The 12,795-nt window shown below is 29.9% G+C and carries 12 protein-coding genes; 11 read left to right on the forward strand and 1 reads right to left on the reverse strand.

Going from position 1 to position 12,795, the window contains the following annotated elements; translation table 11 throughout:
• Nucleotides 1-381 precede the first annotated feature (381 nt).
• From AXY43_RS25140 to AXY43_RS25155, 4 genes are all read left to right on the forward strand, one after another.
• Nucleotides 382-1,179 carry a nucleotidyltransferase domain-containing protein gene (locus AXY43_RS25140; RefSeq protein WP_105412343.1) on the forward strand — a complete coding sequence of 266 codons (798 nt, stop codon included), beginning with the start codon at nt 382-384 and terminating at the stop codon, nt 1,177-1,179.
• 406 nt (nt 1,180-1,585) lie between these two features.
• Entirely contained in the window at nt 1,586-1,930 is a 345-nt protein-coding gene (locus AXY43_RS25145; protein WP_023976939.1) for a hypothetical protein, read from the forward strand.
• Between the two features lie 228 nt (nt 1,931-2,158).
• Complete coding sequence (locus tag AXY43_RS25150; protein ID WP_023976940.1) at nt 2,159-2,548, forward strand: DUF4118 domain-containing protein; 390 nt, start codon at nt 2,159-2,161, stop codon at nt 2,546-2,548.
• A 173-nt stretch (nt 2,549-2,721) separates the two neighbouring features.
• Nucleotides 2,722-4,725, forward strand: a complete 2,004-nt coding sequence (locus AXY43_RS25155; protein WP_023976941.1) for a KUP/HAK/KT family potassium transporter — start codon at nt 2,722-2,724, stop codon at nt 4,723-4,725.
• A gap of 219 nt (nt 4,726-4,944) precedes the next feature.
• Here AXY43_RS25155 and AXY43_RS28570 read toward each other — a convergent pair whose 3' ends face one another.
• Entirely contained in the window at nt 4,945-5,076 is a 132-nt protein-coding gene (locus tag AXY43_RS28570) for a hypothetical protein (RefSeq protein WP_257721991.1), read from the reverse strand.
• A gap of 338 nt (nt 5,077-5,414) precedes the next feature.
• Here AXY43_RS28570 and AXY43_RS25165 point away from each other — a divergent pair, with 338 nt between their 5' ends.
• From AXY43_RS25165 to AXY43_RS25195, 7 genes are all read left to right on the forward strand, one after another.
• On the forward strand, nt 5,415-5,774 hold the full coding sequence (locus AXY43_RS25165) for a hypothetical protein (RefSeq protein ID WP_105412344.1): 360 nt from the start codon (nt 5,415-5,417) through the stop codon (nt 5,772-5,774).
• 417 nt (nt 5,775-6,191) lie between these two features.
• Nucleotides 6,192-6,977 carry a short-chain-enoyl-CoA hydratase gene (locus AXY43_RS25170; protein ID WP_105412345.1) on the forward strand — a complete coding sequence of 262 codons (786 nt, stop codon included), beginning with the start codon at nt 6,192-6,194 and terminating at the stop codon, nt 6,975-6,977.
• Between the two features lie 74 nt (nt 6,978-7,051).
• Nucleotides 7,052-8,191 (forward strand): acyl-CoA dehydrogenase, encoded by a 1,140-nt coding sequence (locus tag AXY43_RS25175; RefSeq protein ID WP_105412346.1) that lies wholly within the window; start codon nt 7,052-7,054, stop codon nt 8,189-8,191.
• A 13-nt stretch (nt 8,192-8,204) separates the two neighbouring features.
• Nucleotides 8,205-8,984 carry an electron transfer flavoprotein subunit beta/FixA family protein gene (locus AXY43_RS25180; protein ID WP_011967673.1) on the forward strand — a complete coding sequence of 260 codons (780 nt, stop codon included), beginning with the start codon at nt 8,205-8,207 and terminating at the stop codon, nt 8,982-8,984.
• 22 nt (nt 8,985-9,006) lie between these two features.
• The gene (locus AXY43_RS25185; RefSeq protein WP_039773941.1) at nt 9,007-10,014 is read left to right on the forward strand and encodes an electron transfer flavoprotein subunit alpha/FixB family protein; all 1,008 of its coding nucleotides are present in this window, start codon (nt 9,007-9,009) and stop codon (nt 10,012-10,014) included.
• Between the two features lie 72 nt (nt 10,015-10,086).
• Nucleotides 10,087-10,512, forward strand: coding sequence for a MaoC family dehydratase (locus tag AXY43_RS25190; protein ID WP_017212763.1), 426 nt, complete (start codon nt 10,087-10,089; stop codon nt 10,510-10,512).
• Nucleotides 10,513-10,830: 318 nt separating this feature from the next.
• Nucleotides 10,831-12,537: a sigma-54-dependent Fis family transcriptional regulator gene (locus AXY43_RS25195; protein ID WP_023975724.1), complete on the forward strand. Its 1,707-nt coding sequence runs from the start codon at nt 10,831-10,833 to the stop codon at nt 12,535-12,537.
• Nucleotides 12,538-12,795 lie beyond the last annotated feature (258 nt).

Below are 12,795 nucleotides of genomic sequence, written 5' to 3' on the forward strand. Positions count from 1 at the left end.
AGGATATTAATGTTTTTTCTAAAGCATCAACTTATGTTATGATCAATTTAAATACATTAGTTAATAAGACTTCATCTCATATTTCAGAGATGTTGATTTAAGGTAGTACTATGGGGATTATAGATATAACAAAAAGGATAAAGGAATATCCTAATGCAAATAAAGAAATACTTGAAGTTATACGATGACTGCAAAAACGAATTTAATTTTAATGACGAGAATACCGTTTTGGTTTTAAAAGATATTCTCAATAGAAGATTTAAATCAGAAAAAAATAAAACGAAGTAATGTATTCTTGATATAGTAATATTTTTAAAAATATGATATTCTATGCTAATGCCTAATTTTAAAGTTTGGCTATTTTTAAAGGAGATGGTCTATATGATACCAATAAATCATAAAAAATTTATAGATAACTCAATAAAAATTTTAAAAGATGATTTTAGAATTGTAGGAATTGCAACAGGAGGATCATATATTACAAATGAAATGGACGAATATTCAGATATTGATTTTATAATTGCAGTAGATTCTAACCATTATGAAGAAGTAATGGATGAGCGGTATAAAATAGCAGCAAATCTAGGTACATTGCTATCAGCGTTTACAGGAGAACACGTTGGAGAACCACGACTTTTGATATGTTTATATGGTCCAGAATTACTACATGTTGATTTAAAATTCGTATCAATAGATAATATAGCACATAGAGTTGAAGACCCTGTTATTTTATGGGAAAGAGGTAATTTTGTATCAGAAGCATTAAAAGAAAATAATGCAAGATTTCCAATTCCAAGTTTACAATGGATAGAGGATAGATTTTGGGTTTGGATTCATTATGGAGCTGCAAAAATAGGTAGAGGTGAAATTTTTGAGACTATAGAATTCATATCATCATTAAGGCAAATGGTAATAGGTCCACTAATATTGATGAAAAATGGAGAGCTGCCAAGGGGCGTTAGAAAAATAGAATTTGTTGCTCCAGAGAGCATAAGCTTACTGAAAGAGACTATACCATCATATAGTATTGAAAGTTGTATAAAATCGCTAAAGATGATAATACAAATATATTTGGAATTAAGAGAATACTTTATAACAGAATATTTTATAAAACGTGTGGAAGCTGAAAAATATTCTATAAATTATTTAAATAAAATAAATCATGTATCAAATAGCTAGATATATATTAGTTGATGATGAAGCAATAATTAAAGAGCATGCTGAAATATCACATTATTCATAAAGAAAATGTGGTATTTTTTTTATGTGCATTCTAAAATATTAGGCCTTATAAAGTATATGGGTATTTACCAATTATGTTATAATTGGTGCCACAATTCTTTGGATTAATGATAATAATTAAAATTATTTAATAAATTTTAATATTCATAAAACATTACAATCTTTATATAATCTTTATACGAATATAAGAATTTTAATCCAATCTTTATACCTTAAATAGTATTATTTATATTTAAGATTGAATTCTGACAAGATGAAAACAATGTTAGATTTCATGCTTATACACTTACTAATTTTGATTTTTTTCCGTTATATCATTATTTCTAGGAGTAAGGAGGATACAATGAAAAAAATAGTTTCTATATTTTTATTTTTTGCAATTATTAGTATTGTTATGATGGGTGGGAGTAGTAATCCTTATAGTGGCAAATACATAACTTCAAATAATACTATTTTAGAACTTAATTCAACTGGAAAATGCAAGGTTATAAATAATTTTTATAAAGATGTATTTTACACCTATGGTCAATATACAATAAGCGATAATGAAATAGAAATAATTTTTTATAAAGATAAACGAAATTATTTAAATGTTGAAAGTTTAAAAGGGAAAGTTAAAGGAAGTAATATAGTATTTTATGATTATATACAAGAAGGAAAAGAGTGCGTATATTCAAAAATAGAATAATACTAGCTTTATTTTATATATATCTATATAATTTTGTAGGTATAGGGTAAAATTAAGTGAAAGTTAGGAGTGATTTAAGTAGATATTGATAAAAAATAAAATCCAGATTATCTTTTAAATCAAATAAAGGAAGAAGAAAAAGAGTCTTCAAGAGGAAAACTCAAGATATTTTTTTGGGTATGCAGCTGGCGTCGGAAAAAGTTATGCTATGGCTAAGCTAATGTTATTATGATTTTTATTTTAGGAGTTATTATTGTAAATATTAAAACCAGAGGGTATATTTTAGGATTTGTATGTTCTACAATTAGCGTGATTTTATTTAATTATCTGTTTACAAAACCTAGATATTCATTACATGTTATAGGGAGAGGTATAAAATACTTATCTAGGTTATTAGAAAGAACAGTTATCTGCTACTTGGCACAAGAAAATAAGCTATCAACTTCATTTATTTATACAGTAATTAAAGGGGGAAAAGATAGAAGTTTATTAAATAAGGATGAAGAAGCTGCTGCGTATTGGACATTTGTAAATGATAAAGAATCTGGTGCAGGTACTAACACTTTTTATGGGGCAAAAGGATATTATATTCATTTAAATTATATCAGAAGAAACTAAAGGAGAGCTCCTTCAAGGTATTTATATGACACTGAGTGGCTTATAAGACTTAGTAGAAAACTTGCTTAGTATGACGAGATTTAATGGTGGAAATCTGAAAGTTAGAAAAAGCATTGAAATTATATTTAGAACAAGACATAATATATTTATATTTATTGCAAAGGATGATTAATATGAAATCAACGATAAAACATAATGATGTCAGTAAATTAAGTCTAGGAGGAATCTTAGTTGCGTTAGGCGTAGTTTATGGAGATATTGGAACTTCACCTCTTTATGTAATGAAATCAATTGTTCAAGGTAATGGTGGGTTGGAAAATATATCTGAAAATTTTATTCTTGGATCTTTATCATTAATTTTTTGGACGATAACTATTTTAACAACAATAAAATATGTTTTTGTTACATTAAAGGCGGATAATAAAGGTGAGGGAGGAATTTTCTCTCTTTTTACTCTGGTTCGTAATCGTGCAAAGTGGCTTATTATTCCAGCTATGGTTGGTGGTTCGGCCTTACTTGCTGATGGGATGTTGACCCCTGTTGTATCTGTAACTTCGGCGGTTGAAGGATTAGAGCTTATTCCAAGTTTTAACGCTCTTTTTGGTAGTAATCAAGATATTATTATTACCATTGTAATAGTAATATTAAGTATACTTTTTTTTATTCAACATTTTGGAACTGATTTAATCGGAAAAATGTTTGGACCAGTAATGCTTGTGTGGTTTTCGATGTTGGCAATTTTAGGAATTATGCAAATTTCTCATGATTGGACACTATTACGTGCATTGTCTCCATACTATGCAATAAAGATTCTTCTTAGCAATGAAAATAAATTAGGATTCTTTATTCTGGGCAGCGTATTTTTAGCAACCACAGGTGCGGAAGCATTGTATTCGGACCTTGGGCATGCTGGAAGGAAAAATATTTATGCATCTTGGCCTTTTGTTAAAATCTGCTTATTATTAAATTATTTTGGTCAAGGAGCTTGGGTTTTATCTGCTATAAGAAACCCACTGTATACAAATGTAGAAGGCTTAAATCCATTTTTTCAAATGGTCCCACATAGCTTTTTGATTTGCAGTATAATAATTTCAACTTTGGCTACAATTATTGCTTCTCAAGCATTAATTTCAGGATCGTTTACTCTTGTTTCTGAAGCGATTAAATTAAATTTATTTCCTAGATTACATATAATGTATCCATCTAGATATAAAGGACAATTGTATATTCCTTCAATTAATAAACTTTTATGGATTGTTTGTATTGGACTTATTCTACACTTTAGAAGTTCTGAAAATATGGAAGGTGCCTATGGATTATCAATTACTGTCACTATGCTGATGACAACCATTCTACTATTTAACTATTTATTAAAACAAAAGATTTCATCTGCCATTGCCATTAGTATGTTAGTTTTCTTTGGTACATTTGAAGTTTCTTTCTTTATTGCAAATGCTGTTAAGTTTATGCATGGTGGATATGTAGCAGTTTTAATTGCTTTAACGTTCTTATCCGTTATGTATATATGGATCCAAGGTCACCACACTAAAATTCGCTTATTACAGTATGTGAAAATTGAAGATTATAAAGCACAGCTAAATCTCTTGCGAAAAGATACTGATAGACCTAAATATGCAACAAATCTTGTATATTTAACTAATTCAGAGTATGCAGAGAAAATTGAAAGAAATATAATGTACTCTATCTTAGATAAAAGACCTAAGAAAGCAGATGTGTATTGGTTTGTTAATATTGTTGTTACTGATAATCCTTATGATGCGGAATATGAAGTGGAAACCTTTGGAACATTTTATATAGTAAAAGTTCAATTAAGGCTTGGTTTTAGAATGGAACAGAGATTAAATATGTATTTACGTCAGATTTCTACTGAATTAGTTAAAAGTGGAGAAATAAATATTCAATCTAGAAACTATACTATTATGCCCGATAGAAAAGTTGGCGATTTTCGTTTCTCTTTAATTGTAGAACAGCTTTCATATGAAACAGAATTGAATTTTTGGGAATCATTCATATACAGAGCTAAGTTGTTTATAAAAAGATTTACTGTTTCTCCGACAAAATGGTTTGGACTTGATACTAGTGATGTTGATATTGAAAATGTCCCGCTCTTTTTAGGCAGCTGTAATAAGGAAACATTAAAAAGAGTTTCAAAATAACTTTATCAAGTTCAACAACTAAGATTCAGGTGTGGTTTGATCTCCAGCTGAATCTTAGTTGAACTTATATCCTCAAGAGGTACCTCGTCAAGGATCGTGCTGTTATCTCTCACTCAAAGAAGTGGAAGTGTTACAGTTTAATGTATAAATATTAGGATTACTTCAAGTAAATAACAAATAATATTTTTAAAATTAAAGGCAATAAACATCATCAAGTGTTTATTGCCTTTTTTTAGCTATTTTATGAGAATCGTCACCAGTTAAAGGAGCTTCACTAGAAAAACCACACACTTCACCTTCATCATATTCAAAATCATTTTTAGGAACCTTTGCGGCTCTTTTTCCAGCCATAAATTATGAATCCTCCTTTGGCAGTTTATTTAGAAGTATTTTTATGTTTATTCTTAAAAGATATATGATTGTTTATTAGAGATTCTATTAGAAATATTAATGACTAAAGGCTTAAACTCCTCAGCCAATTTATCTTTTGATAAGATATCTCCATTTTTACATATGTATATTGTTAAGACATGTAAAAAAAATAGACATAAATCCAATTGATATATTAAGGGACTTAATTGCGACAACAGCAATATATAAGGTTTCATAAAAAAGAAGTGATTGGCATGCTTATTGCTAATAATAAAAGTAACACTTGAAAATAAATAAATTTATCAAGGAGGGAATTTATGGATAAAACGGAACACTTATTGAGACACTTTGAAGAAAATAAACAGTATAAGCAGCAAATTAAAAAATTAAAGAATAAAATATTTTTAGCAAAAATACTTAAGTATGCACTAAGATTAAGCAATTTTCTTTATGTAGTACCAATCATTCTCATTCTCTTTATATTTAGAAATAATAGATTGATCGGCGCATTTATTTCAATAGCATATTTTTATACAATATGTATGCTGTTAAAGTTAGATGAAAACAGTAGAATTATGAGGTTTTTAAATGAATATTCGGATTCAAATTGTGATATTAAGATATATGAGCAAGAATTAAAAATAAAGAGCAACGAGTTGTATACTAAATCTCGTTAAGAAAGTAGGAAATTAACTCTTCAAAAATTAGGAAACTCAATCTAGAAGAAGTCATTCTAAGAAATATAATTAAAGGTGTACAAAATATAGACATAAATCTAATTGATATATTTAGGAATTGATTACGAAAACCACAATATATAAGGTTTCATGGAAAAAATATGATTGGCATGCTTATTGCTAATAATAAAATTAACGGGAGTAGTAAGTGAACTAATATATAACTTAATTTTTCCACAATCTTTAGTGCAATGCTATTTGCTATTTAAGGATAGGATATCTTTTTTTAAAACTTTTGTAAACAATTTCGTATTCCCATATGCATAGTGAAATATGTTTTCATTAATAGATAAGGTGGTAGATACTTAAAAATTAAATTTAAAAAATAAATAACCAAATTTGAAGGAGGTCATTAAAATGGAACTAAAAAATGTGATTCTTGAAAAAGAAGGACATCTAGCTATTGTTACAATCAATAGACCCAAAGCACTAAATGCATTAAATTCAGAAACATTAAAGGATTTAGACGCTGTTTTAGAAGATTTAGAAAAAGACAGCAATATGTATACAGTTATCGTTACTGGTGCTGGTGAAAAATCTTTTGTTGCTGGGGCGGATATTTCAGAAATGAAAGATCTTAATGAAGAACAAGGTAAAGAATTTGGAATTTTAGGAAACAATGTGTTCAGAAGATTAGAAAAATTGGATAAGCCAGTTATTGCAGCTATATCAGGATTTGCTCTTGGTGGTGGATGCGAACTTGCTATGTCTTGTGACATAAGAATAGCTTCAGTAAAAGCTAAATTTGGGCAACCAGAAGCGGGTCTTGGAATTACTCCAGGATTTGGTGGAACTCAAAGATTAGCTAGAATTGTAGGACCAGGAAAGGCTAAAGAATTAATATATACTTGTGATCTTATAAATGCAGAAGAAGCTTATAGAATAGGCTTAGTTAATAAAGTAGTTGAATTAGAAAGTTTAATGGATGAAGCAAAAGCAATGGCGAGTAGAATTTCAGCTAATGCTCCAAAAGCAGTTGCATATTGTAAAGATGCTATAGACAGAGGAATGCAAGTTGATATAGATGCAGCTATATTAATAGAAGCAGAAGACTTTGGAAAGTGCTTTGCAACAGAAGATCAAACAGAAGGGATGACTGCGTTCTTAGAAAGAAGAGCAGAAAAGAATTTTCAAAATAAATAATTTAGTTAAAAATCTATTAGAGATTTTTATATAGTTTATATCAAATAGGTTTAATTAACAAGGAGGGTAATTTAATGAATTTTAAGTTAACTAGAGAACAACAATTAGTACAACAAATGGTTAGAGAATTCGCAGTAAATGAAGTTAAGCCAATAGCTGCTGAAATCGACGAAACAGAAAGATTCCCTATGGAAAACGTTGAAAAAATGGCTAAGATTAAAATGATGGGTATCCCATTTTCAAAAGAATTTGGTGGAGCAGGCGGAGATGTTCTTTCATATATAATAGCTGTGGAAGAATTATCAAAAGTTTGTGGTACTACAGGAGTTATTCTTTCAGCGCATACATCATTATGTGCATCAGTAATTAATGAAAATGGAACTAACGAACAAAGAGCAAAATATTTGCCAGATCTTTGTAGTGGTAAGAAAATCGGTGCTTTCGGATTAACAGAACCAGGCGCTGGTACAGATGCTGCAGGACAACAAACAACTGCTGTATTAGAAGGAAACCATTATGTATTAAATGGTTCAAAAATCTTCATAACAAATGGTGGAGTTGCTGAAACTTTCATAATATTTGCTATGACAGATAAGAGTCAAGGAACAAAAGGAATTTCTGCATTCATAGTAGAAAAGTCATTCCCAGGATTCTCAATAGGAAAATTAGAAAACAAGATGGGGATCAGAGCATCTTCAACTACTGAGTTAGTTATGGAAAACTGCATAGTACCAAAAGAAAACCTACTTAGCAAAGAAGGTAAGGGATTTGGTATAGCAATGAAAACTCTTGATGGAGGAAGAATTGGTATAGCTGCTCAAGCTTTAGGTATTGCAGAAGGAGCTTTTGAAGAAGCTGTTAACTATATGAAAGAAAGAAAACAGTTTAATAAACCATTATCAGCATTCCAAGGATTACAATGGTATATAGCTGAAATGGATGTTAAAATCCAAGCTGCTAAATACTTAGTATACCTAGCTGCAACAAAGAAGCAAGCTGGTGAGCCTTATTCAGTAGATGCTGCAAGAGCTAAATTATTTGCTGCAGATGTTGCAATGGAAGTTACAACTAAAGCAGTTCAAATCTTTGGTGGATATGGTTACACTAAAGAATACCCAGTAGAAAGAATGATGAGAGATGCTAAAATATGCGAAATCTACGAAGGAACTTCAGAAGTTCAAAAGATGGTTATCGCAGGAAGCATTTTAAGATAGGAGGACTTTTAGAATGAATATAGTAGTTTGTGTAAAACAAGTTCCAGATACTACAGCAGTAAAAATTGATCCTAAAACTGGTACATTAATAAGAGATGGTGTTCCATCAATAATGAATCCAGAGGATAAACACGCTTTAGAAGGTGCATTACAATTAAAAGAAAAAGTTGGAGGAAAAGTTACTGTAATAAGTATGGGACTTCCAATGGCTAAAGCGGTTTTAAGAGAAGCATTATGTATGGGAGCTGATGAAGCTGTCCTATTAACAGATAGAGCACTTGGGGGAGCAGATACTTTGGCAACTTCAAAGGCACTTGCAGGAGTAATAGCTAAGTTAGATTATGATTTAGTATTTGCTGGAAGACAAGCAATTGATGGAGATACTGCACAAGTAGGACCAGAAATAGCAGAACATTTAAACATTCCTCAAGTAACTTACGTTCAAGACGTTAAAGTTGAAGGAAATACATTAATAGTAAATAGAGCACTAGAAGATGGACATCAAGTAGTAGAAGTTAAAACTCCATGTCTATTAACTGCAATCGAAGAATTAAATGAAACTAGATATATGAATGTTGTAGATATATTCGAAACTTCAGATGATGAAATCAAAGTTATGAGCGCAGCTGATATAGATGTAGATGTAGCTGAATTAGGGCTTAAAGGCTCACCTACAAAGGTTAAGAAGTCAATGACTAAGGAAGTTAAAGGTGCAGGAGAAATCGTAAGAGAAGCACCTAAAAATGCAGCATACTATGTTGTAGGAAAATTAAAAGAAAAACACTACATCTAAGATAATAGGAGGGTAATTTATTATGAATATAGCAGATTACAAAGGCGTTTGGGTCTTTGCTGAACAAAGAGAAGGCGAATTACAAAAAGTATCTTTAGAACTACTTGGTGAAGGTAGAAGAATTGCTGATGAATTAGGAGTAAATCTTACAGCTTTATTATTAGGTAGCAACATAGAAGGATTAGCAAAAACTTTAGCAGAGCACGGTGCAGATGAAGTTTTAGTTGCTGATGATAAAAACTTAGAACACTATACAACTGATGCTTATACAAAAGTTATTTGTGATTTAGCAAATGAAAGAAAACCAGGAATATTATTCGTAGGAGCTACTTTCATCGGAAGAGATTTAGGTCCAAGAATAGCTGCTAGATTATCAACAGGATTAACAGCAGACTGTACATCAATTGATGTTGATGTTACAAATGGCGATCTTTTAGCTACAAGACCAGCATTTGGTGGTAACCTAATGGCTACAATTGCTTGTCCAGAACATAGACCACAAATGGCAACAGTAAGACCAGGAGTATTTGCAAAGATTACAACTGATCCATCTAAATGTAAAATTGAAAAAGTTGATGTTAAATTAGCAGATAGCGATGTAAGAACTAAAGTTTTAGAAACTATAAAAGCTAAGAAAGATATCGTTGATATAGCTGAAGCAGATTTCATTGTATCAGGTGGTAGAGGAGTTGGAAACAAAGAAAACTTCCAATTACTTAAAGAATTAGCAGAAGCTCTAGGAGGAACTGTGGCTGGATCAAGAGCAGCTGTAGAAAAAGGATGGATTGATGGAGCATATCAAGTAGGTCAAACTGGTAAGACTGTTAGACCTCAAATATATATAGCTTGTGGTATTTCTGGAGCTATCCAACACGTTGCTGGTATGCAAGATTCAGATTTAATCATTGCTGTAAATAAAGATGATTCAGCTCCAATAATGAAAATTGCTGACTATGCAATAGTTGGTGATCTTACTAAAGTAGTACCAGAATTAATAGCTCAAGTTAAAGAAATAAAGAGCGCTGAATAATATAATTTATTAATTAAAATGATTTAATCCGTAGTTAGAATGTATAGATTAAAATAATAGGAGGTTAAAATAATGCAAGGATTAAGTATTGATAAGATAAAAGTAGGAGACAAAACTTCAGTCGTAAAGACTATTGGTGAATCAGATGTATATTTATTTGCTGGAATTACTGGAGATTTAAATCCAGCACATACAAATCAAGTTACAGCAAAAGAAACAATATTTAAAGGGAGAATTGCACATGGTATATTAGTATCAGGTCTCATTTCGACATGTTTTGGTATGCAGCTTCCAGGACCAGGTACAATTTATTTATCACAAAACCTTAAATTTACTGCACCAGTTCACTTTGGAGATACAATAACAGCAGAAATAGAGGCTATAGAAGTGATTGAAGATAGAAATAGAGTAAAGTTCAAGACAGTATGTACTAATCAGGACGGAAAAGTAGTTATTGACGGCGAAGCAATGGTTATGCCACCTAAAAAAACAGCATAAATGATTAAAGAACTGAATAAATAGAATATAATAACAAAAGTCTTTTGCATTAGTTTGCTAAAAGACTTTTGTTATTGTATATATATCAAAATTTGACGATTCTTTATAATTTTTCTTAAGTGTAGTATAATAATATTCAAATATAAGATATATTTGGATTTTCATTTCTTTTAAAAACACAAATAAACACTAGTTGAAAATTTCTTTGAAAACGTATAAAAAATTATTATTATAAATCAATAAAGAGAGATTTATGACTGTTTAATTGCTGTTAATGAAATGAATTATTACAAAATATAATTAAATAGGGAGGTAATTATGTTTTTAGAAGAATGTTTTGAACTAATAATTCAAAATGTAAATGAAGCTTTAATAGTGATTGATAAAAAAGGAATTATATTAGTTATAAATAAAAAGGCAGAAGACATGTTTGGAATTAGTTCAGAGAGAAGTCTTGGTAAATATATAGGTGAGGTGTTACCTGAAATACAAATACCAAAAATCACAAAAGCAGGAAAAGCTGAATTATCTCAGATGGTTTTTATCAATGGAAAAGAAATTATTTCAAATAGAATTCCTATAATTAAAGATGAAAGAGTAGAAGGTTCAATAGAAATATTTACTGATATTACAGATCAAAAAAAAATGCAGAATAAGATAAACCTAGATAAGGATTATATTGATGCGCTACTTACTGTAATGGATGCTTTTAATGAATGGTTTGTGGTAATAAATGAAAAAGGTATAATTACCAGTATCAGTGATGATTATAAAGAATTTTTAGGTTGCGATAATCCTATAGGAAAAAAAGTAGAGGATATAATAGAAAATACAAAGATGGGGAAGGTCTTAAAAACAGGGATTGCAGATATAGGTGGTATTCAGGAAATAAAAGGTAATAAGATGATTGCTATGCGTGTGCCTATAAAAAAAGATGGAAAGGTTATAAGTGCTGTAGGTAAAGTAGTATTTAAAGATATTAGCGATTTTCATGCTCTAAGTAAAAAGTTGCTCGACTTAGAAAAAGAGGTTGAATTTTACAAAAGCAAAATTGCTGAAAATAAAACGGCGAAGTATTCTGTAGAAAATATTATTGGACATTCTAATAAAATAAGAAAAGTAAAAGATTTAATAGGAAAAGTTGCAAATACAAATTCAAATGTTTTAATAAACGGTGAAAGTGGTACAGGCAAAGAAATGATTGCCCATTCTATTCATAATAGCAGTAAAAGATACTTAGCTCCATTTATAAAGATAAACTGTGCCTCTATTCCAGCAGAATTATTAGAATCAGAATTATTTGGTTATGAAGAAGGAGCTTTTACTGGAGCCAAAAAAGGTGGGAAAAAAGGAAAGTTTGAACTAGCAAATGGTGGGTCAATATTTTTAGATGAGATAGGTGACATGAATATAAACATGCAGGCTAAAATTTTGAGGGTAATTCAGGAAAGGGAGATTGAGAGTATCGGAGGCAGCGGAGTAAAAAGCGTTGATGTTAGAATAATTACTGCGACAAATAAAAATCTTGAGGAGCTTGTTAAAAAGGGGGAGTTTAGAGAGGATCTGTATTACAGGCTAAATGTTGTGAAAATTGTTTCACCTCCTTTAAGAGAGCGGAAGGAAGATATTCCTGCATTGGCAAATGCATTGAGAATTAAAATAGCAAAAAGATTAGATGTATATGTAGAGGGGATATCTAAAGATGCTATAGAGTGTTTAGGCAACTATGATTGGCCAGGTAACATTAGAGAACTTGAAAATGTTATTGAAAGAGCAATTAATTTGTTGGATTCTAATATAATGATAAAAACAGAACATTTGTCTAAAAGATTTACAAGCGCTAAATACAAAAGATATAGTGATAAAAATGAATACTTGAAAACCATAGTTGAAGAGGTTGAAAAGGAAGTTATTCTAGAATGTTTAAATAGAAATAATTGGAATAAAAATAAAACAGCTCAAATATTAGGAATAAGTAGGGCGGGGTTATATAAGAAAATAGAAGAATTTAATTTAAAAGTATAATTAAGTAGGAGTTTTAAAAAGTTCCTACTTAATTGTTTTTTACCCTATTTTATTGAATACTTATGCAATTAGTATTCAATAAAATAGGGTACATAATATTAGTTTAAACATTGGTATAAATTTTGAGAATAGCCTATTTATAAGCTTTTATTAATTCATAAAAAAATATGTATAAAAAAAATACATGTAAAGGAAATAAACATTAACAAAGATTATATAATATTAATCTTATGGGGGAGAATCTTTAAAAGTGTACAA

The sequence above is a fragment of the Clostridium sp. MF28 genome (assembly GCF_002969175.1).
In the GTDB taxonomy this organism is placed as follows: domain Bacteria; phylum Bacillota; class Clostridia; order Clostridiales; family Clostridiaceae; genus Clostridium; species Clostridium beijerinckii.

Coding starts and splice junctions, on each gene's coding strand:
- AXY43_RS25140 (WP_105412343.1), top strand. CDS start 382: ATGATACCAATAAATCATAAAAAATTTATAGATAACTCAATAAAAATT.
- AXY43_RS25145 (WP_023976939.1), top strand. CDS start 1,586: ATGAAAAAAATAGTTTCTATATTTTTATTTTTTGCAATTATTAGTATT.
- AXY43_RS25150 (WP_023976940.1), top strand. CDS start 2,159: ATGATTTTTATTTTAGGAGTTATTATTGTAAATATTAAAACCAGAGGG.
- AXY43_RS25155 (WP_023976941.1), top strand. CDS start 2,722: ATGAAATCAACGATAAAACATAATGATGTCAGTAAATTAAGTCTAGGA.
- AXY43_RS28570 (WP_257721991.1), bottom strand. CDS start 5,076: ATGGCTGGAAAAAGAGCCGCAAAGGTTCCTAAAAATGATTTTGAATAT.
- AXY43_RS25165 (WP_105412344.1), top strand. CDS start 5,415: ATGGATAAAACGGAACACTTATTGAGACACTTTGAAGAAAATAAACAG.
- AXY43_RS25170 (WP_105412345.1), top strand. CDS start 6,192: ATGGAACTAAAAAATGTGATTCTTGAAAAAGAAGGACATCTAGCTATT.
- AXY43_RS25175 (WP_105412346.1), top strand. CDS start 7,052: ATGAATTTTAAGTTAACTAGAGAACAACAATTAGTACAACAAATGGTT.
- AXY43_RS25180 (WP_011967673.1), top strand. CDS start 8,205: ATGAATATAGTAGTTTGTGTAAAACAAGTTCCAGATACTACAGCAGTA.
- AXY43_RS25185 (WP_039773941.1), top strand. CDS start 9,007: ATGAATATAGCAGATTACAAAGGCGTTTGGGTCTTTGCTGAACAAAGA.
- AXY43_RS25190 (WP_017212763.1), top strand. CDS start 10,087: ATGCAAGGATTAAGTATTGATAAGATAAAAGTAGGAGACAAAACTTCA.
- AXY43_RS25195 (WP_023975724.1), top strand. CDS start 10,831: ATGTTTTTAGAAGAATGTTTTGAACTAATAATTCAAAATGTAAATGAA.